The following is a 19,966-nucleotide window of genomic DNA, read 5'->3' as shown; positions in this document are numbered from 1 at the left end:
CAGCCACAAAAAGGTTACCCAGAATGAAGTCGCTTTGTCTGCTGCTCGGGCTGCTGCTCAGCCTCAGTGCCTGCGCCCGCGACCTGCTGAATCCGCCCCCACCCAAGCTGCCCTATGACCGCTGGAGCATTGGCATGCTGGCGCCGAACTATATGGAAGTGTGGGTAGAAAGTGTCGATGTGTTGGACCAGCGCGGCCTAGCTTATTACAACGTCCATGGCGGCATAACATCGATTCAGAATCCACCGAACAACGCGGGCGATCCCAGGGGTTGGCCAGAACGCCCAGGCTCAGGAAAAATCATGCCGATAACCAATGTCGATCTGCCAGAAATAGTTTTTGTACGCTGGCAGTCCCTGGTGGAGCCACAGACCTACCATGTCCGGATAAACATTCCTGCTTGGGTGCGTGAAGAAATGCTTAAACCGAGAGAAGTATTCTGCGCTTGGCGCGGAGCGGATGACATCAAATACCGCGACGCCATTACCCTAGGCCTCGCTCCTGGAGGTATCGCCAAAGCCTGGTTAACCGGCGGTTGCCTTGAGCCTATCGAGATTGGACGCTTTGTTGGCAAGATTCATCCAGAGGGCCCATACAACGGCACATCCAATGGCAAACATCGACCTCTTTCACCTGAAGCGAAAGCTTACGTTGATAGCCACGACATTCCGTATGACAGCTGGTAGAAAAACCCTTTGAGACCAACCTATCGACAGCCGCCCGGAATCAAATCGCTTGGTCTGCTACTCAGTTCCGGCGGCGAGCAAGCTTGTCCCAGCAACAGGTATTTCACTCCGCCAACTGCAAATCCGACACCAGCGCCTTGAGAAAACGCGCCGCTTCGCCCCCGGTTACCGCACGGTGATCAAAGGTCAATGAGAGGGGCAAAATCGGATGAATGACTACCTGACCTTCCCACGCCACTGGCTCCTCGCGCAGCGTGCCGGCACCGATAATCGCCACTTGCGGTGGCATCACGATCGGGTTGGCGTAACGCCCGAACAAGGTGCCGAAGTTGGACAGAGTGATAGTCGCGCCCATCAGTTCCCTGGGCGGTATTGAGCGTTTGGCCACATCCGCGCGCAGTTGCGCCAGGCCTGCGCGCAGATCCGCGGGATCACGCCCGGCGATATCGCGCAGCACCGGCACAAACAAACCATCCGGCGTATCCACAGCCACGCCCAGGTCAATCTTGTCCTGGCGTTGCAGCGTCAGCCGCCTGCCATCAAACCCGGCATTCAAAGCCGGTTGCGCAGCGCAGGCAATGCCAATGGCACGCACCAGCCGGATCATTGGGTCACGCACTGGCGCGGTCCAGGCATGCAGATCGGCATCCTCCACCAGCATCACCGGCACCACCTCAGCATGCGCGCGGGCCATATTCTTGGCCATGGTCCGACGCACGCTGCGCAGTGCTTCGCCCGCCCCTGGCATGACCGGATCTGCAGCGCGGCGCACATCTTCCTCGCGGATCAGACCCGAGGGGGTCGTGGCATGCAGGCGCGACAGATCCACATCCAGTTGCTGGGCCAGGCGACGTAACGAGGGCGTCGCCCTGGCAGGCTGGAAATCGCGCGTGGACGGCGACATGCCGATATGAAATTCTTCCGCTGCCAGGCCCGCCCCGGCATCAGCACGAGCTAAATTGCCAACCACAGTGCCGCTGTCATCGGCCTCGCCGTCAAAGGTCACCAGCGGCTCGCCGACATGCACGGGATCACCCGGCTGGCCGAAACAACGCGCCAGCACACCGGCCTGGGGTGAGGGCACCTCGACTATGGCCTTGGCGGTTTCCACCGAGACCAGTAATTGGTCCACTTCAACCTGATCGCCTGCTTTTACGTACCACTCGACGATTTCGGCCTCCTGCAAGCCTTCGCCCAGGTCGGGCAGTTTGAAGGTTTTCATGCGGCCTCCCCCTTCAAGGTTGCCCGCGCTGCTTGGCAAATGCTTTGCACATCCGGCAGATAGGCCAGCTCCTGTCGCGCATAGGGAATGACGCAATCGAATCCAGTGACCCGCCCGACCGGCGCACGCAAAGCCTGCCAGGCCTGTTCATGCAGCAACGCCGCAATCTCGGCGCCCACCCCGAAACTGCGCGCGGCCTCGTGGACGATGACGCAGCGGCCGGTTTTGCGCACCGACGCAATCAAGGTCTCGGTGTCCAGTGGTTTGAGTGTGGCGACATCGATCACTTCTGCATCCACACCCTCATCGGCCAGCAGCACGGCGGCATCCAGCGTTTCCTTCAGCGCCGCGCCCCAACTGATCAGCGTCAGGTCCTGGCCTTCGCGCAGGGTAAAGCAGGTATCCAGCGGCAGTGCCTGGCCATCATCGGGTACGGGCTGTTGCACCGACCGATACAAACGCGCTGGCTCCAGGAAAATCACCGGATCCGGATCGGCAATCGCGGCCAGCAGCAGGCCGTAGGCACGCCGTGGCGAAGACGGGATCACCACGCGCAGACCCGGGATGTGGGCAAACAGCGCCTCGGTGGTTTCGCCGTGATGCTCCGGTGCATGAATACCGGCACCGTGCGGCGTGCGCACCACCATCGGGCAGGCCAAGCGACCACGGGTGCGGCTGCGCAAGCGCCCTGCGTGGGAAATCAGTTGTTCCATCCCGGCGTAAATAAAGCCCATAAACTGGATTTCCGCCACCGGCTTCAGCCCCTGCGCGGCCATACCGACGCTGATGCCAGCAATCAGGGTTTCCGCCAGCGGCGTGTCCATCACCCGGCGAAAGCCAAAGCGCTCATACAACCCGACAGTCGCCCGAAACACGCCGCCGTTGCCCGCCACATCCTCGCCCAGCACCACCACCTCCGAGTCATCCTGCATGGCCCGATGCAGCGCCAGGTTGATGGCCTCGACCATACACAAGCTCTTCACTTCACTCATGATCGTCTCCTGCCAACGCCGCCACGCGCCGGCCTAATTGCTCGCGTTGCTGCCGATATTGCTCTGGCAGGTTCGCAAACAGATAGTCGAATGCAGCCGTGGGCTGCGCCGGTGGCATACCCCGATAACGCTCAACCGCCTTGTTAATGCTGGCGGCCAGCTCGGCCTGCAAGGCCTTCTCCCGCGTTTCATCCCAATATTGCCGGGCATGCAAAAACCGCTGCATACGCCCAATGGGTTCATGTTTCCAGGCGGCATTCAGCTCCTCATCAGAGCGGTAACGGCTGGCGTCGTCAGCGGTGGTGTGATCCCCCAGCCGATAACTCACACATTCAATCAAGCTCGGGCCCTTGCCGGCCCTGGCACGCTCAATCGCATGCTGGACCCGATCGTAAACCGCCAGCACGTCATTACCATCCACCTGCTCGCCCGGTACACCGGCGCCTAGCGCCTTGTGCGCCAAGGTCGGGGCCGCGCACTGCAGGCTCCGCGGCACTGAGATCGCCCACTGGTTGTTATTGATGACAAACACCACGGGTAACTGCCAGACGCCAGCCAGATTCAAGCTTTCGAGAAAGTCGCCCTTGCTAGTAGCGCCATCGCCGCAGGTCGTCACCGCCACCCGGGGCTGCTGACGAATCCGAAAGGCGGCGGCAATCCCGCAGGCATGGCAAGCCTGGGTAGCAATAGGCACACAGATGGGAAAGTCCTGGGCCACAGCCGGGCTTTCCCAGGCACTACCGCGCTCGTCACCGCCCCAGTACAGCAGAATTTCGTGCATGGCCACGCCCCGCTGCAGCTGCGTAGCGGTATCCCGGTAATAGGGTATGAGCACATCCTCGGCGTTCATTGCTTTGCCTACCGCCGAGCCAATGGCTTCCTGGCCCAGGGTAGAAGCGTAGGTGCCAAGCTGACCAGTGCGCTGCAGCGCCACGCACTTCTGATCGAAACTGCGCACGCGCTGCATGTTCTTGTACAGGGCCAGGAGCAAATCGGTATCTGAGGTCCAACCCGGCAATTCGCCAAGGGGCTGACCCTGATCATCTATCAAACGGGTATAGGGAAGCTGCACCGATACGGACATGGTTTATCTCCTCAACCGGCGCGCCTGTGGGCAGCCGATAGTGAGTGCCGGTCTGGCCTGTAAGCCGACCTGTTGTTCAGCCGGCTTGTGACCGTGCTGTTGACGCCCCGCTAGATTGTGCGGAGTTCATCATGCCGGCGAACGCGCTAAGGCGCGCCAGCCCTTATTGCCAGTATAGGCAAAACCAGCCTATTGCCAGCCCAAGAACCAAGGCCGTTGCCACCCTGCCTACCCGACACTCTAGAATGGGCGCAGCAGGCTGGCGCCATACCGACTAAGCTGAGTTGAACCAGACACCTTGTTTTACGTCTGATCTTCAATGACAGCGGGCGAACCGTCATGCCGGTTACTTTCCGGCGTGGTGTGGCTTTGGTCCGCTCCCCCTGGAATAAGGCGCTCTGCATGATTGTTTTATCATTACTGTTGCTACTGCTTGGGTTGGCATTGCTGGTGGGGGGCGTCTGGCTCGCTATTTTGGGTGGCAGCCTGTATTACGGTCTGGCAGGCGCCATCCTGGTGATCATCGCCATGCTGGTGCGCGGGCGCCGAAGTGCCGCGCAGTTACTCTATGCCCTGCTCTTGGCCTGCACTGCCATCTGGGCGTTATGGGAATCAGGTTATGACTGGTGGCCACTGGCGACGCGACTGGGCTTGCTGCTGTTACTGGCTATCCCGCTGCTCTGGCCTGCCAGACAGGGGCGCGGCCCCGCACTGGCCCTGTTCGCCGTATGGGCTGTCACTGGTGTGATGCTGGTCTCCAGCCTCGCCTACGACGCACACCGTATTGAAGGTCAGCTGAATACCGACACTATCGTGGCCAACCCCGATCTGGGCAATCCGGTCGCAGAGAGCGACTGGACCAGCTACGGCCGCAGCCATTTCGGCCAACGTTATTCACCCCTGGAGCAGATCACGCCCGACAACGTCGGCGAGCTGACGCTGGCTTGGCAGTATCAGACCGGCGACCTAAAGCGGCCAGAAGATGTGACCGAAACCACTTACCAGGCCACGCCATTGAAGATCGGCGGCAGCCTGTACCTGTGCACGCCGCATAACTGGCTGATCGCGCTGGATGCCGATAGCGGTCAGGAACAATGGGTTTACGATGCCCGGGTGCCTGCCGAAAGCCAGCGCCAGCATCAAACCTGCCGCGGCGTATCCTACCTGCCGCCAGCGGCGGGCGGCGCTCTGGAATCTGCTGATTCGCCATCCAGCGGGCCTGCAGAATAGCACGCCAGCATGACCTGTGACGCGCAGCTGTATATGCCCACCTCGGACGCACGGCTGATTGCCATGGATCCTGCCACTGGCGCACGTTGCAGTAATTTCGCCGAAGACGGTGTGCTCGATCTGATGCATAACATGCCCTATACCCAGGCCGGTTATTACTATTCCACGTCGCCCCCCGTGGTGGCTGCGGGCCTGATCATTGTTGCCGGCGCAGTGAACGACAACTACGATATCAATTCCCCTTCCGGGGTGATCCGCGCCTACGATGCGCGCACCGGCGAGCTGCGCTGGAACTGGGATTCAGGTAACCCGCAAGACACTGCGCCGATTGCCGAAGGCGATACCTACGCCACCAGCTCACCGAACAGCTGGGCGGTCGCCAGCGCCGACGAAGAGCTGGGGCTGATCTATTTCCCGATGGGCAACCGCACCCCGGATCAGTTGGGTATGTATCGCACCCCCGATGAAGAGCGCTACGCCAGCTCGGTCGTCGCTCTGAGCCTGGAAACTGGTCAGGCGCAATGGGTACAGCAGTTCGTGCACCACGACCTGTGGGACATGGACACCCCGGCGCAACCCAGCCTGGTGAATATTCAGACCGCCCAGGGCCTGCAACCGGGCCTGGTAGTACCGACTAAACAAGGCGACGTCTATGTACTCAACCGGGAAACCGGTGAGCCATTGCTACCCATCGGCGAGGAGCCCGCGCCCCAGGGCACCGTCGCAGGCGACTGGACCGCGCCTACGCAACCGGTGTCTGCGCTGAGCTTTGCGCCCGCCCCCCTGCGCGCTGCGGATATGTGGGGCGCCAGCCTGGTGGATCAAATGGTCTGCCGTATCCAGTTCCAGTCACTGCGGTACGAGGGGCGTTACACCCCGCCTTCGGAACAGGGCACGCTGGTGTACCCAGGCAACTTCGGCGTCTTCAACTGGGGCGGCGTAGCCGTGGACCCCGAACGCCAGATCATGTTCGGCATGCCACTGTACCTGGCCTTTACCTCTACCCTGGTTGCCAAAGAAAATGGCAATACCCCGGGCGGCGCCACCAATCAGGGCGAACAGGGCCTGAACGAGAACGCCGGCGCCGATTATGCAGTCGAGCTTGGCCCGTTCCTGTCGCCACTGGGCATCCCATGCCAACAGCCGCCCTGGGGCTATGTGGCCGGAGCTGATCTGCGTACCGGTGAGATTCACTGGAAACACAAAAACGGCACGGTCCGCGATATGACCCCGCTGCCGCTGAAGATCAAGATGGGCGTGCCCGGTATCGGTGGGCCCATCATCACCCGGGGCGGCGTCGCCTTCCTGGCCGCCACCGTTGATGACTACTTCCGCGCCTACCGGGTGACTGATGGTGAGCAATTGTGGGAGCAACGTATACCGGCTGGTGGCCAAGCCACGCCCATGACCTATCTCAATAGCCAGGGCGAGCAGATGGTGGTGTTGGTAGCGGGTGGGCATGGCTCGGTCGGCACAACAATCGGTGATTATGTCCTGGCCTACAAACTGGGCAACGCTAACTGAGTGACCAGAAACGACACAGCCGGAGCAAAGGCTCCGGCTGTGTCAGATCAGTTCGTTCAGCTTCAGCTCAAGAACTACAGGCCGGGCTGCCGGCGGAGTACTTGAGGCTGGGATCGACCATCGCGTCAAACTGCTGCAACGCGGTAGAACCAATCAGGAAAGGATAGGAGAATGAAGTACGGTCAGTCAGATTGACCTCGATATCCTGCTCCACATCGCCCATGCATACCTTCATTTCGATCACCGGGCGAGAGGTGTAATCCTTGGTTTCCCCCTCGGGAATATCAGCGGCGCGACGCTTGATCTGGCTAATGCGCACCACGGGCAATTCCAGCTCCTTGCCCTGCTCTTCACCTTCAACCCCCAGCTCGAAACGCACCCAGTCTTCCCCGTCGCGCTTGAATAGCTGGATATTCTGCGCACTCAAAGAGGCGGTGACCGCACCGGTATCCAATTTCGCCGGCAGTTCAATATCCAATTCAGGCAACAGCGCTTTCTCACTGACCCCATAAACATTGGGTTGATTGGCTAGCACGCCACCGGAAACGAACATCAGGGCGGAGCACAATGTTAGTATTTTTAGCCGCATTCTTAACCTCTTTAATAACAATTCGCTATGTGTGACCGGGGTCAGCCCGATTTTGTTCCGATAGGTTCACCTGCCGTCTTGCTCTAAACTGCTGACCATAGTGTTAGCAGCAGCCACCCTTACCCTCACAGAGCCAGACGATGATCAAACAGCTACTCGTCACCCTTATGCTTTTACTGAGCTGGATACCTCTGGCTCAGAGTCAGGAAGCCAACAGCGTCGACGCAGAAATACGGGTGACCGACGCACCCCAGGACAAAGCCATACAGCAACGCCTGTCACAGGTGCTCGGAGCGATTGAAGGGCTGGATGCGGTGGACATTCAGGTCAAGGCCGGCGTGGTAACGCTGAGCGGCGACGTCAGCAACGCGCGTGCAGCACGGGATATCCGCGAGATTGCCAGCCGCGTTGAAGGGGTTGTGTACGTGCAAAACCGACTCGACGACGAGATGAATATCACCGCTCGCGTTCAACCGCTGACGCGCCGATTCAAAGAAATGGGCGCCAGCGCGCTGCAAACCCTGCCGGTTGCCCTGGTGTCGCTGGCCATCGTTATCGGTTTCGCCCTTGCAGGACGATGGGCCGGCAACCGCGATACATGGCTGCGACGCATCGGCCTATCCGAACTGGCGTCCAATCTCGGCAAACGGATTGTGCGGTTACTATTAACCGGCATCGGCGTACTCATCGCCCTGGAAGTGATGGATGCCACCGCATTGGTCGGCGCCATTCTGGGTATCGCCGGGATCGCCGGCATTGCCGTAGGCTTTGCGTTTCGCAATATTGTTGAAAACTATCTCGCCGGAGTCCTGCTCAGCGCCCGCAATCCGTTCGGGATTGGTGACCAGGTCGAAGTCGGTGCATTCAACGGCAAGGTCATGCGCTTAACCTCCCGAGATACGGTACTGATGACCCGTGACGGCAATCACCTGCGCATCCCCAACAGCGTAATCATCACCTCGGCCATGACCAATTTCAGTCGCAATCCGCTACGACGGTTTGAGTTCAATGTCAGCATCTTCGCCCATCACGACCTTGCCAAGACCCGCCAACTGGGTATCGACGCATTACGCGGCATCCCTGGCATACTGCATGACCCGGAACCCCAGGGTCTGATCATGGAATTGGGCGACACCACCGTACAACTACGCTTCCTGGCCTGGATCGATCAACGCAAGAGCGATTTCCCCAAATCCCGCAGCGAAGCAATTCGTGTCGTCAAAGCCGCCTTCGACCAAGCAGCCATAGTCACGCCTGAAGCCACCTACCGCGTATTGCTGGACAACAAACAGGCTGCACCGCCCCCACCACCGGTCACCGCACCCGACCCCGCACCGGTGGCCAGCAGCGTAGATACTGCGGCCGATACGAGCATAGATAAGCAAGTAGCAGAGGAGTTGCGCACGTCGGATGAGGAGAATTTGTTGAAGTGATACTGATGCCTGATAAAGCCAGTCCAGCGTAGGCGTAACTGATCCAGAAACTGGAACTACGAGATAAACCAATAAAAAAGGCAGGCCGAAGCCTGCCCCATTTACCGCACCGGCTGCTACATACCCGGCATCAACACCGTATCGATCACATGAATCACGCCATTGCTGACTTTAATATCAGTGGCCGTCACGTTAGCGTCGTTCACCTTTACGCCATCCGAAGCATCAATCGTCAGCGTACCGCCTTGCACGGTTTCAGCACTGGTCATGCTGATGACATCAGCGGCCATAACCTTGCCTGAAACTACGTGGTAGGTCAGTACTTGCGTCAGTTTTTCCCTGTCAGCCAACAAGGCTTCGAGGTCCGCCTGGGGGATTTTAGCGAAGGCTTCATCCGTGGGCGCAAAGACGGTGAACGGACCTTCGCCTTTCAACGTCTCTACCAGACCCGCGGCCTGTACGGCAGTGACCAGGGTTTCAAAGCTGCCAGCGGCTACTGCGGTATCGACGATATCTGCTGCGGCTTTTTTGTCGCCATGATGGTCAGCATAAGCAGGCGCGGCTGCCAGCATGCTGGCGCTGAACATGGCCAATAAGGTGTAACGCACGCGCTGAGTGAGGTTTTGAGTAATTGCAAACATAGTGTTCTCCAAGGAGGCTGTTATGTGGATTGCATTACCTTTGTACAGCTTATGTACAATTAATTCCTCGATGTACAATCCCTGTTACACTCCTACCGACTGAAGTGCTCATCCAGATAGGCTGTAATCGCCGCCGCATCTAGCGGGCGGCTGTACAGAAAGCCCTGACCTATATCGCACTTCATATCCCGAAGCAGTTCATGCTGCGCCTGAGTCTCGATTCCCTCGGCGACGATGGACAGCTGCAGGCTTTGACCCAGTGCAATGATGGCTCTGGAGATGGCGCTGTCGTTACCTGAGGCAGGCAGGTCGACAATAAACCCGCGATCGATCTTCAGCGTATTGACCGGCAGCCGTTTTAACCGCAGCAGCGATGAATAACCGGTGCCGAAATCATCAATGGAAAGTTTGACGCCCAACTCGCGCAGAGCATCTAGCGTTTCTATGCAGCGGTCGCCTTGTTGCATGATTTCGCTTTCGGTCAGCTCCAGCTCTAAATAGGCTGCTGGCAATCCAGTTTCAAGCAGGGCCTTTTTGACCTTATTCAGCACGTCCCCGCGCTCCAGCGAGGACCCTGACATGTTCACCGCAACACAGCTCAGCGGATAGCCCGCATCCAGCCACTGGCGCATCTTCCGACAGGCCTGATTGAGAACATATTCATCTATCGGGATCAACAAGCCCACGTGCTGGGCGACTGGCAGAAACTCTCCGGGGCTGATCAACCCGCGTAGCGGATGCTGCCACCGCACCAGCGCTTCCAGTGCGACGACCTGACCACTGAGCATGTTCACTTGAGGTTGGTAGAACACCTGCAATTGTTTCTGTCTGATGGCCTGGTGCAGGTCTGATTGCAAGGACATCTGCCGCCGGGCTTTTTCCGTCAGCGCCTGGGTGTAAAAGGCATAGGTATTGCGGCCGTTGGATTTGGCTTGGGAGACGGCGGCATCAGCGTTGGTCAGCAGCTCTGCACTTTCCTGACCATCCTCGGGGAAGATGCTCATGCCCAGGCTGACACTCAGATGGATGCGCTGCCCGTTGATATCGAACGGCCGCGCGAAGCCGCGCTGCAGTCTCTGCGCAATAGGAGTGATGTCGTCGGTTTCTGCGAGGTTTTCCACCAACATCACAAATTCGTCTCCACCGAGGCGAGCCAGGGTGTCTTCCTCGCGGCACAGTCCCAACATCCGCTCACCCGCAATACGCAGTAGTTCATCGCCTGCAGCATGTCCCAAGCTGTCATTGACGGTCTTGAAGCGGTCCAGATCAATAAAGATGAGACCCAGCCGTTGCTCCCGGCGCTTGGCGCGCACTAGCGCATTGGTAAGCCGCTCGGTCAGCAATAGCCTATTGGGCAGGCGGGTAAGCGGATCGTGATGGGCGAGAAAGTCAATCTCCTGGCGCGACTGTTTAAGCACCGATATATCCGAGAATACCGCTACGTAATGCGTCAGCTTGCCGGTACGGTCCTTCACCGTATTAATGGATTGCCACTGCGGGTAAATCTCGCCATTCTTGCGCCGGTTCCAGACTTCACCCTGCCAACTGCCGCAGCGCGACAGCGCTTCCCACATATCCCGATAGAAGAGTTCGTCATGCCAGCCGGACTTCAGTACGGATGGTTTTTGCCCCACTACCTCGTCATGCTCATAGCCGGTAATACGGCAGAACGCGTTGTTGACGTTGATAATACGATTGCGGCTATCGCTGACCACCACGCCTTCATTGGTGCTGTCGAATACCACCGCAGCCTGCTGCAGTCGTTCGTTGTCGGCCTTCTGCTGGGTTACATCACAAAGGATGCCAACCATCCGTATTGCCCTGCCCTGGGTGTTGCGGACTACTTGGCCGCGCGCCTGTACCCAAGCATAAAAACCATCGCGCCGGCGCACCCTATGCACATGCTCCAGGCGCTCGGTATCACCCCGAAGGTGCCTGCGCAGCTCAGCCGTCAGTGATAGCCGATCTTCGGGATGCAGATGTTTCAGCCAGGTGTCCTGCCGACTCATGTTGAATTCGGGCAGGTACCCGAGAATCACTTTGCAGCGATCGGAAAAGTACAGCTCATCCGAGACGATATCCCAATCCCAGACCCCATCATTGGAGCCCAGCAGAGCCAGGTCAAAACGTTCTTCGCTGTGACGTAACGCTTGTTCCTTCTGCTGCCTGCGGCGCAGATGGTGACGCGTTGAATAGAACAGCAGCACGCCGGTAACGACCACAAAAAACAGCCCTTTGAGCGTCTGCAGGCGCTGTTGGGTGAGGATTTCCACACCCATCCATAGCAACATATTGTCACTGAACAATATCCACAGGGTAGCTACTACCATGTATATAAGGCTGATGTGCCAGGCGCTGCGACTAGACGTCATGCTTTACTCATTGAGTTAGATCAGGCTTTTTACGCAATATAGCACTCGCCGATTGTCTGACGAGCGTGTCATTTCACTGTGTGCTGGTCCATAATCGAAAATCCGGTGTTTTTCCGGAAATGCTGAAAGAGGTATAGAAGCACTATGTGGTATCAAGGTTTACTGCAACTCAGCGGCTGGCAAATTCTGGCCGTGACTCTGGTTCTGACACACATCACCATCGTCAGCGTCACTGTTTATCTGCATCGCTACTCGGCCCATCGAGCGCTCGAGTTACACCCTGCGCTGCAGCACTTTTTCCGCTTCTGGTTGTGGCTCACCACCAGCATGAACACCCGCGAGTGGACCGCCATCCACCGTAAGCACCACGCCAAATGCGAAACGCCTGAAGACCCTCACAGCCCGGTACACAAGGGCCTGAGCACAGTCCTGCGCAAAGGCGCCGAGCTGTATATGGAAGAGGCCAAGAATCAGGAGACCCTGCGCATCTATGGCAAGAACTGCCCGGATGACTGGATCGAGCGCAATCTGTACAGCCGCTTCCCGATTGCCGGCGTCACGCTGCTGGCGATTATTGATCTGGCGTTGTTTGGCGTGCTCGGCATGACCGTATGGGCGGTACAGATGATGTGGATTCCGCTGATGGCCGCAGGCGTGATCAACGGCCTGGGCCACGCCTGGGGTTATCGCAATTTCGAATGCAAGGATGCCGCCACCAATATCATGCCCTGGGGCATTCTGATCGGCGGTGAAGAGCTGCATAACAATCACCACACCTACCCTAATTCAGCCAAATTGTCAGTGAAGAACTGGGAGTTCGATATAGGCTGGATGTGGATCCGGCTGTTCAGCGTGCTTGGGCTGGCCAAGGTACGTCGCACCGCGCCCATCGCCCACCGGGTGGAAGGCAAGCAAACGCTGGATATGGACACCGCCATGGCAATTCTGAACAACCGTTTTCAAATCATGGCGCAATACCGCAAGCTGGTCATCAAGCCGCTGGTGCAGCAGGAAATGCACCGGGTTGACGAGTCTGTTCGCCACCAGTTTCGCCGTGCCAAGCGCTTGCTGAGCCGCGAAAGCAGTCTGCTGGACAGTCAAAACGAAGAACGGCTACAGCGGGTATTGGCCGAGAGCCAGGCGCTTAAAGTAATTTACGAAAAACGCCTGGCACTGCAACAAATCTGGGGCCGGACCAGTGCCAATGGCCACGATATGCTGCAGGCGCTGCGCGAATGGTGTCACCAGGCAGAAACCAGTGGTATCAAGGCGCTGCAGGACTTTTCCACTACCTTGCGCACCTATTCGCTGCAGCCCTCACCGAACATGGCTCGCTGAACTATAGTTAGCTCTTTGTGCGAGTCGCCTTGGCTCGTGCAAAGGGGTAGACTCAGGCTTTTCGCCACCACGCATTATATGAGGTTGCAAAGGATGCGGACCTTTTTAACCGGCCTGGCACTGCTGCTGGTAAGCCCTGCGCTGCTGGCATCGACGATTTACAAGTTTGTCGATAGCAATGGCGTGGTCACCTATACCGATAAAAAAACCGAAGGCGCTCAGGTATTCGTGTTCCGCGATGCCATGGTCGAAACCTTTGAAAAGGATGTTTACGTCACCACTAACAAACATCCCGGTGGCGAAACTCTGATCGTCCATAATGATCTGTTTGCCCCCGTTGAAGTAGAGCTGAGCATCCACGCGGCAAAGAACCTGATCGGTGTGCCCGACAAGCCGGTGCGTTGGATTCTGCAGCCGCGCCAGCAGATGCGCCTGGTAACCCTGGCCCCCAAGCCAGGTGCCGGCCCGCCCAGTTACAACTACAAACTTCGCCACGCTGTTGGTGACCCACGGGCGCAACATGTGCTGAAGGATTACCCTCTACCCTGGCAAGGCGGCCCCTTCCGCGTTACCCAAGGGCCAGGCGGTGGCTACAGCCACACCGGGCCTAAAGGCCGCTACGCTATCGATATCGCCATGCCAGAAGGCACGCCTATAGTGGCGGCACGCCCGGGTGTGGTGGTAAAAACCGAAAACAATCAATCAGGGCGCGGCACCAACCCTTCAGGTAATTTTGTCCGCCTGCTGCATGATGACGGCACCATGAGCGTATACCTGCACCTCAAGCACCGCTCGGTGGTGGTCCATGAGGGCCAGCGTGTCAGCACGGGCACTATGCTCGGCAAGTCTGGCAACACGGGTAACAGCACCGGGCCGCATCTGCATTTTGTGGTGCAGAAGAACGTCGGCCTGGATACCATTTCCATTCCGTTTACCTTTACCCAGGCGGTCGGTCGGCTGCCTAACTTCGCGGTGGGTGGCGAGCCCTGAGCGCACGAGCTGAACGCCAACCAAACTAAAATCCAGACAACAAAAAACCCGCCGAAGCGGGTTTTTTGTTGTGGGAGGCAGACCTTATTTGATCTTGCCTTCCTTGTACATCACGTGCTTGCGAACGACGGGATCGAACTTCTTGATTTCGATCTTATCGGGCGTAGTACGCTTGTTCTTGTCGGTAGTGTAAAAGTGACCAGTACCGGCAGAAGAAATCAAACGAATCAATTCACGCATGGGACTGCTCCTTAAACTTTTTCGCCACGGGCGCGCATTTCCGACAGGACGACATCAATGCCGCGCTTGTCAATAATACGCATACCCTTGGTGGACGTGCGCAGACGCACAAAACGCTTCTCTGACTCTACCCAAAAACGATGGTGCTGCAGGTTAGGCAGAAAACGACGCTTGGTTCTGTTATTAGCGTGGGAAACATTGTTCCCAGTCACTGGACCTTTACCGGTCACCTGACATACTCGAGACATGGTTAACCCTCTCCAACCACTTGCCCAACCCGAACTGGTTGGAAGCCATAAAAAATGTATTTTCCAGCCGGGGCAAACCTTTATGCCGACCTGCAAATGCATCTGTGCAGGCGCAGCCCCGAGAAGAGCGGAGCTTTATATCAAAAGCAGCCCCCGCAAGCAACGACTTTTGATTATTTCTGCTTCATAGCAGGCCCCGTTCGGCGAACGAAACCGGCTCCCCATCACCAACCACAAGATGGTCAAGTACGCGTATATCCACCAGCGCCAGGGCTTCTTTAAGGCGCCGGGTGAGCATCTGATCAGCTTGGCTCGGCTCGGCCACACCCGACGGGTGGTTGTGCGTGAGAATCACCGCAGCGGCGTTCAGCGACAGCGCGCGCTTGACCACCTCGCGCGGATAAACGCTGGCGCTGTCCAGCGTGCCCTGAAAGAGTTCTTCGAAGGCGATGACCCGATGCTGGTTATCCAGAAACAGACAAGCAAAGACTTCGTGCGGCAGATGCGCCAGCCGGCTGCGCAGATACTGGCGCACTGCCCCAGGCGAGGTCAGCGCTGTGCCACGCTTGAGCTCTTCAAACAAATGCCGGCGGGCCATTTCCATCACCGCCTGCAGCTGCACATACTTGGCCGGCCCGAGCCCGGGATGCCGGCAGAAGGTCGGCATATCCGCCTGCACCAGATCACGCAAACTGCCGAATCCATTGAGCAGATCACGGGCTAGATCCACCGCGCTGCGCCCAGGCATGCCGGTGCGCAGAAAAATGGCCAGCAATTCGGCATCCGACAGCGCCGCAGCGCCCTGATTGATGAGTTTTTCGCGCGGCCGTTCGGCCAGCGGCCAATCGGTAATAGGCATAAGCATTTCCCTGCTAGTCAGGCACGTACTTCCTGTTCGTGCGGTGTAATATGAGCGCAGTATAAAAGCTGACGGCAAGCGGGTCGATACCTGTTTGCGCAGCAAAATAGCGGCCCTATGCTAGTATCGCTGGGCTGGAATGTGTTCGCCGCAGGTCAGGAGTCAAGCATGCAGCGGTTGGTTAATAAACGGGTTCTTCTTGGCGTCAGCGGCGGTATCGCCGCCTACAAGAGTGCGGAACTGATACGCCGGCTGCGCGATGCCGGTGCCGAAGTGCGGGTGGTGATGACCCAGGCCGCGCGGGAATTCATCACCCCGCTGACGCTGCAGGCGTTGTCGGGTCACCCGGTGCACGGTGATCTGCTGGACCCGGCCGCTGAGGCGGCGATGGGACATATCGACCTGGCGCGTTGGGCCGATGTGGTGCTGATCGCCCCTGCCACCGCCGATCTGATGGCACGCCTGGCCCATGGGCGCGGCGATGATCTACTGACCACCCTGGTGCTGGCTACCGACGCACCTATTGCCCTGGCCCCGGCGATGAATCAGGCAATGTGGCGCGACGCCGCGACCCAGGCCAACCTCGATACCCTGCTGCAACGCGGCGTCAGCATCTTTGGCCCCGGCGCTGGCGAGCAAGCCTGTGGTGACATCGGCCCTGGGCGCATGCTTGAGCCCACCGATATCGCCATGAAGGTCGCTGACTGCTTCGAGCGCGGCAGCCTTGCCGGCCTGCACCTGCTGATCAACGCGGGCCCCACGCGCGAGGCGATTGACCCGGTGCGCTATATATCCAATCACAGTTCGGGGAAAATGGGCTTTGCACTGGCTGAAGCTGCCGCCGAAGCCGGCGCGCGCGTGACCCTGGTGGCTGGCCCGGTCAATCTACCCACCCCGGCGCGGGTCCAGCGGGTAGATGTGATCAGTGCTCAGGACATGCTCAGCGCCTGTCAGAGCGCGCTGCCCGCCGATATATTTATTGCCTCTGCTGCAGTGGCAGACTACCGTCCAGCGCACTGCGCCGACTCCAAGCTGAAGAAAGATCCGCATTCCGGCGACGGCATGACCCTGAGCCTGGTGCGCAATCCGGATATTCTCGCTACCCTCGCTTCGCCGCCCACTGGGCAACTGCGCCCCTGGTGCGTAGGCTTTGCCGCCGAAACCAATGATCTGCTTGGCTACGCCCAGGACAAACTCCAGCGCAAGAACCTGGACCTGATCATCGCCAATGATGTCAGCCAGCCGGGTATCGGCTTCAACAGCGATGACAACGCAGTCACGCTGATTGACCGGTCTCTGCAACAGCGTAGCCTGCCCCACGCGAGCAAACAGCAACTGGCCCGGCAGATCATTGCTTTTATAGCCGAGCAGCTTGCCCGGCAGCCCACTTCGCCTCAGACGCCCTGATCCAGACCTACAAGGACAACATATGCACAAACTTCAAGCCAAGGTAATGGACCCGCGACTGGGCCAGCAGTGGCCCCTGCCCCATTACGCCACTGCAGGCTCCGCCGGACTGGATCTGCGCGCCATGCTGCAGGAGCCGCTGGTGCTTGAGCCAGGCCAGACCCAATTGCTGCCCACCGGCCTGGCAATCCATATTGCCGATCCCGGCCTGGCGGCGATGATTCTTCCGCGCTCGGGCATGGGCCATAAGCACGGCATAGTGCTGGGCAATCTGGTCGGCCTGATCGATTCCGATTATCAGGGAGAACTGATGGTATCCTGCTGGAACCGCAGCCAGAGCCCTTTCACCATAGAGCCCGGCGAGCGCATTGCTCAGCTGATTCTGGTACCCGTTCTGCAAGCAGAACTCGACATAGTCGAGAGCTTCGATGACAGTCAGCGTGGAGCCGGTGGATTCGGCCATACTGGTAGCCACTAACCATTCACAATGAAGTGAGCAGGGAGGCAGTACGCAGTGATCAAGCTAAAAAAACAACAAACGGCCAAAGCAGACTCAAGCTTGCCGAGCACTCTGATTCCTCTGCTACTGGCGCTGGCCGGCCTGGCACTGGCAGCCATTCCCATCTGGATTGCGCTGTTTGGTATGGGCAGCGAACGCTACCGAACAGATATGACCAACGTTTATGCGAGCCAGCAGACCGGCGCTTTAAATCAAGGCATTCGCCAACTGGATGCCGACTTGAGCCGCCTGGCCGCCAACCCACAACTGCAAGTCGCATTGCAGCAGGGCGGCAGTGCCAGCATGCAGCGCTTGCTACGCTACAATCTGGCCGGCAATCTGGCGATCTATACCCATGCTGTCGGCCGCGCTGAAGTAACCGATGCGCAGGACGCGCCGCTTAGCTTCGCCGCGCTGGATATGATCCGCCGCGCTGAGCGCAATATGCCGGTCCCGATGGAAGTGCATCCGGTAGACGGGCAATGGCGGCTCTACGCCGTCAAACCACTGCGCGCCTCGGAGAACGCCCCCATAGGCGGCACGCTGATTGCCATTTTCGAGCTCCAGCGACTGACCGCGACACTGCCCCCTCTGCCCGAGAATGCTGGCCAGATTACGCTGACGCAGGCCTTTCCCGGGGCATCGACGCAGACGCTGTACCAGGCCGGCAGCGGTTTCGGCCAACCGCTCTCGATCACCAGCGTCAACCCACTGTGGAGCATCCAGTTTCTGGCCGGCCCAGCGCTCAGTAGCGGTATGGTCAACCCCCTGCTACTGCTCGGCGCAGTGCTCCTGGCCCTGTTTGGCTTGATGCTCGGTCTGTGGCAGCTGCAGCGCAGCTGGACCTCGCGTCTGAAGGCTGACGCCGAGGTACTGATACAACTGACGCACGGCCACAAGGCCGCCGGCGTGCAGCTTGGCCCCCTGGTGCCGGTCGGCCAGAGCATCATGCAACTTGCCAGCGGTAGCGGCCGTACCCTGGGTCCCAGCCCGGAGCGCGAAAGTCCCGGCAGAAAGCCATCCAAACCCGTGTTTGACGCGCCACAGGACAACACGCCATTTCCGCACACAGACATTTTGGATATCGACATCATCGACAGTGACGATGACGCTTTTGGCATGTCTGGCGAGCCGCCCGCCGGGCCGCTCATTCCGGAGATACCCGCCGAGATTTTCCGCGCCTATGACATACGCGGGGTGGTCGGTAAAACGCTCACCGAAGACACCGTGTACTGGCTGGGCCGCGCCATTGGTAGCGAATCGATCGCCGCCGATGAAAGCAAGATCGCAGTCGCCCGCGACGGCCGGCTTTCCGGGCCGGCACTCAGCGAACAGCTGATTCGCGGCCTGATAGACAGCGGTTGCCATGTGACCGACCTGGGGATGGTGCCCACCCCGGTGCTCTATTACGCCACGCATACCAGCGAAGCGACCTCTGGGGTGATGCTTACCGGCAGCCATAACCCCGCGAACTATAACGGCCTGAAAATCGTGATCGCAGGCGAGACACTGTCTGAACAGCGGATTAGCGACCTGCACCGGCGCCTACGCGAAAATGATCTGCACGAAGGCGCCGGCAGCCGCCAGCAACTGGATCTGCTCGACGCCTATCGCCGGCAGATCACCGAGGACGTGGTACTGGTTCGGCCGCTAAAAGTGGTGGTCGATTGCGGCAATGGCGTGGGCGGCGTGATCGCCCAGCAATTGATTGAAAGCCTGGGTTGCGAGGTAACTCCGCTGTACTGCGAAGTGGACGGCAACTTCCCCAACCACCACCCTGATCCCGGCAAGCTGGAAAACCTCCAGGATCTGATCGCCGAAGTCGCGCGCCAGGGTGCCGACGTAGGTATTGCGCTGGACGGCGACGCTGATCGTCTCGGTGTAGTGACGGCCAAGGGCGAGATGATCTATGCCGACCGGCTGATGATGCTGTTCGCCGAGGACATCGTCACCCGCCACCCCGGTGCCGACATCGTTTTTGACATCAAATGCTCGCGGCGTCTGCCGACACTGATCAGCCGCATGGGCGGCAGACCGGTGATGTGGAAGTCCGGCCACTCGCTGATCAAGGCAAAAATGCTCGAAACCGGCGCGCTGTTGGGCGGCGAGATGAGCGGGCATATCTTTTTCAAGGAGCGCTGGTTCGGCTTTGATGATGGCCTGTACAGCGCTTGCCGGCTGCTGGAGCTGATATCGATCCTGACGCAGAGCACGGCGGAGAGCGCCGATATTTTCAACCAATACCCCGTCGGCCTGGTCACCCCTGAAATCAACGTGACCGCAGGCGAAGCCCGCAAGTTTGAAATAATCGAAGCATTGCGCAAGCAGGCTGACTGGGGCGCCGGCAAAGTGTCCACACTGGACGGCATCCGCGTCGATTATCCTGCGGGCTGGGGCCTGGTACGCGCCTCCAATACTACGCCGGTTCTGGTGTTGCGTTTTGAGGCTGACCAGCCCGAAGAGCTGGAGCGTATTCAGCAATTGTTCCGCGAGCAACTGGCGAAGGTCGCCAGCGATCTACAACTGACGTTCTGAACAAAGACCGGGCCCTCCTGTCAGACCGGGACGGGCCTTTTAATTTGCTACCGGACTGCTGCGCAGCCGGGCATTGA

Annotated in this window: 16 protein-coding genes and 1 pseudogene; 8 read left to right on the top strand and 9 right to left on the bottom strand. The window is 58.9% G+C overall.

The window, feature by feature from the left end:
- The coding region (locus K787_RS0101295) for a DUF2931 family protein (RefSeq protein WP_306359992.1) at window positions 1-686 on the top strand (686 nt) is incomplete at its 5' end.
- Between the two features lie 103 nt (window positions 687-789).
- Here the strand turns inward: K787_RS0101295 and K787_RS0101290 are convergent.
- Genes K787_RS0101290 through pdhA form a run of 3 tightly spaced genes read right to left on the bottom strand, consistent with a single transcriptional unit; the run spans window position 790 to window position 3,984 of the window.
- A complete protein-coding gene (locus K787_RS0101290; RefSeq protein WP_022960969.1) occupies window positions 790-1,908 on the bottom strand; it encodes a dihydrolipoamide acetyltransferase family protein in 1,119 nt (372 codons plus the stop codon).
- Window positions 1,905-2,900 carry an alpha-ketoacid dehydrogenase subunit beta gene (locus K787_RS0101285; protein WP_022960968.1) on the bottom strand — a complete coding sequence of 332 codons (996 nt, stop codon included), beginning with the start codon at window positions 2,898-2,900 and terminating at the stop codon, window positions 1,905-1,907. Before K787_RS0101285 ends, K787_RS0101290 begins: the two co-directional genes overlap by 4 nt.
- Entirely contained in the window at window positions 2,893-3,984 is a 1,092-nt protein-coding gene (gene pdhA, locus K787_RS0101280; protein WP_022960967.1) for a pyruvate dehydrogenase (acetyl-transferring) E1 component subunit alpha, read from the bottom strand. The genes K787_RS0101285 and pdhA overlap by 8 nt, the downstream gene beginning before the upstream one ends.
- 402 nt (window positions 3,985-4,386) lie before the next feature.
- Between pdhA and K787_RS21850 the strand changes: the two are divergent.
- A pseudogene (locus tag K787_RS21850) lies at window positions 4,387-6,738 on the top strand (membrane-bound PQQ-dependent dehydrogenase, glucose/quinate/shikimate family).
- Window positions 6,739-6,805: 67 nt separating this feature from the next.
- Here the strand turns inward: K787_RS21850 and K787_RS0101270 are convergent.
- Entirely contained in the window at window positions 6,806-7,327 is a 522-nt protein-coding gene (locus K787_RS0101270; protein ID WP_022960966.1) for an ATP-dependent zinc protease family protein, read from the bottom strand.
- 140 nt (window positions 7,328-7,467) lie between these two features.
- Here K787_RS0101270 and K787_RS21845 point away from each other — a divergent pair, with 140 nt between their 5' ends.
- Entirely contained in the window at window positions 7,468-8,760 is a 1,293-nt protein-coding gene (locus K787_RS21845) for a mechanosensitive ion channel family protein (protein ID WP_022960965.1), read from the top strand.
- A 116-nt stretch (window positions 8,761-8,876) separates the two neighbouring features.
- Here K787_RS21845 and K787_RS0101260 read toward each other — a convergent pair whose 3' ends face one another.
- Complete coding sequence (locus K787_RS0101260; protein WP_022960964.1) at window positions 8,877-9,401, bottom strand: fasciclin domain-containing protein; 525 nt, start codon at window positions 9,399-9,401, stop codon at window positions 8,877-8,879.
- A 92-nt stretch (window positions 9,402-9,493) separates the two neighbouring features.
- Complete coding sequence (locus K787_RS0101255; protein WP_022960963.1) at window positions 9,494-11,773, bottom strand: putative bifunctional diguanylate cyclase/phosphodiesterase; 2,280 nt, start codon at window positions 11,771-11,773, stop codon at window positions 9,494-9,496.
- A gap of 144 nt (window positions 11,774-11,917) precedes the next feature.
- Here K787_RS0101255 and desA point away from each other — a divergent pair, with 144 nt between their 5' ends.
- Window positions 11,918-13,111 carry a delta-9 fatty acid desaturase DesA gene (desA, locus tag K787_RS0101250; protein ID WP_022960962.1) on the top strand — a complete coding sequence of 398 codons (1,194 nt, stop codon included), beginning with the start codon at window positions 11,918-11,920 and terminating at the stop codon, window positions 13,109-13,111.
- A gap of 93 nt (window positions 13,112-13,204) precedes the next feature.
- Complete coding sequence (locus K787_RS0101245) at window positions 13,205-14,101, top strand: peptidoglycan DD-metalloendopeptidase family protein (RefSeq protein WP_022960961.1); 897 nt, start codon at window positions 13,205-13,207, stop codon at window positions 14,099-14,101.
- An 84-nt stretch (window positions 14,102-14,185) separates the two neighbouring features.
- Here the strand turns inward: K787_RS0101245 and rpmG are convergent, their stop codons facing one another.
- From rpmG to radC, 3 genes are all read right to left on the bottom strand, one after another.
- The gene (gene rpmG, locus K787_RS0101240; RefSeq protein ID WP_022960960.1) at window positions 14,186-14,341 is read right to left on the bottom strand and encodes a 50S ribosomal protein L33; all 156 of its coding nucleotides are present in this window, start codon (window positions 14,339-14,341) and stop codon (window positions 14,186-14,188) included.
- Window positions 14,342-14,352: 11 nt separating this feature from the next.
- On the bottom strand, window positions 14,353-14,589 hold the full coding sequence (gene rpmB, locus K787_RS0101235; RefSeq protein WP_022960959.1) for a 50S ribosomal protein L28: 237 nt from the start codon (window positions 14,587-14,589) through the stop codon (window positions 14,353-14,355).
- Window positions 14,590-14,773: 184 nt separating this feature from the next.
- On the bottom strand, window positions 14,774-15,448 hold the full coding sequence (gene radC, locus K787_RS0101230; RefSeq protein ID WP_028614470.1) for a RadC family protein: 675 nt from the start codon (window positions 15,446-15,448) through the stop codon (window positions 14,774-14,776).
- Between the two features lie 168 nt (window positions 15,449-15,616).
- On the opposite strand from radC, the gene coaBC reads away from it, so the two are divergent.
- The 3 genes from coaBC to K787_RS25740 are packed head-to-tail and all read left to right on the top strand — an operon-like array spanning window position 15,617 to window position 19,889.
- Window positions 15,617-16,855, top strand: a complete 1,239-nt coding sequence (coaBC, locus tag K787_RS0101225) for a bifunctional phosphopantothenoylcysteine decarboxylase/phosphopantothenate--cysteine ligase CoaBC (RefSeq protein ID WP_022960957.1) — start codon at window positions 15,617-15,619, stop codon at window positions 16,853-16,855.
- 22 nt (window positions 16,856-16,877) lie between these two features.
- On the top strand, window positions 16,878-17,333 hold the full coding sequence (gene dut / locus K787_RS0101220; RefSeq protein WP_022960956.1) for a dUTP diphosphatase: 456 nt from the start codon (window positions 16,878-16,880) through the stop codon (window positions 17,331-17,333).
- 36 nt (window positions 17,334-17,369) lie between these two features.
- Window positions 17,370-19,889: a phosphomannomutase/phosphoglucomutase gene (locus K787_RS25740; RefSeq protein WP_022960955.1), complete on the top strand. Its 2,520-nt coding sequence runs from the start codon at window positions 17,370-17,372 to the stop codon at window positions 19,887-19,889.
- The last annotated feature ends 77 nt before the right edge of the window (window positions 19,890-19,966 follow it).

This window comes from Halopseudomonas pelagia CL-AP6 (assembly GCF_000410875.1).
In the GTDB taxonomy this organism is placed as follows: Bacteria; Pseudomonadota; Gammaproteobacteria; order Pseudomonadales; family Pseudomonadaceae; genus Halopseudomonas; species Halopseudomonas pelagia.
The sequence above is the reverse complement of the archived record's forward strand: the minus strand, read 5'-3'. Positions and strand labels throughout refer to the sequence as shown.

Coding starts and splice junctions, on each gene's coding strand:
- K787_RS0101290 (WP_022960969.1), bottom strand. CDS start 1,908: ATGAAAACCTTCAAACTGCCCGACCTGGGCGAAGGCTTGCAGGAGGCC.
- K787_RS0101285 (WP_022960968.1), bottom strand. CDS start 2,900: ATGAGTGAAGTGAAGAGCTTGTGTATGGTCGAGGCCATCAACCTGGCG.
- pdhA (WP_022960967.1), bottom strand. CDS start 3,984: ATGTCCGTATCGGTGCAGCTTCCCTATACCCGTTTGATAGATGATCAG.
- K787_RS0101270 (WP_022960966.1), bottom strand. CDS start 7,327: ATGCGGCTAAAAATACTAACATTGTGCTCCGCCCTGATGTTCGTTTCC.
- K787_RS21845 (WP_022960965.1), top strand. CDS start 7,468: ATGATCAAACAGCTACTCGTCACCCTTATGCTTTTACTGAGCTGGATA.
- K787_RS0101260 (WP_022960964.1), bottom strand. CDS start 9,401: ATGTTTGCAATTACTCAAAACCTCACTCAGCGCGTGCGTTACACCTTA.
- K787_RS0101255 (WP_022960963.1), bottom strand. CDS start 11,773: ATGACGTCTAGTCGCAGCGCCTGGCACATCAGCCTTATATACATGGTA.
- desA (WP_022960962.1), top strand. CDS start 11,918: ATGTGGTATCAAGGTTTACTGCAACTCAGCGGCTGGCAAATTCTGGCC.
- K787_RS0101245 (WP_022960961.1), top strand. CDS start 13,205: ATGCGGACCTTTTTAACCGGCCTGGCACTGCTGCTGGTAAGCCCTGCG.
- rpmG (WP_022960960.1), bottom strand. CDS start 14,341: ATGCGTGAATTGATTCGTTTGATTTCTTCTGCCGGTACTGGTCACTTT.
- rpmB (WP_022960959.1), bottom strand. CDS start 14,589: ATGTCTCGAGTATGTCAGGTGACCGGTAAAGGTCCAGTGACTGGGAAC.
- radC (WP_028614470.1), bottom strand. CDS start 15,448: ATGCCTATTACCGATTGGCCGCTGGCCGAACGGCCGCGCGAAAAACTC.
- coaBC (WP_022960957.1), top strand. CDS start 15,617: ATGCAGCGGTTGGTTAATAAACGGGTTCTTCTTGGCGTCAGCGGCGGT.
- dut (WP_022960956.1), top strand. CDS start 16,878: ATGCACAAACTTCAAGCCAAGGTAATGGACCCGCGACTGGGCCAGCAG.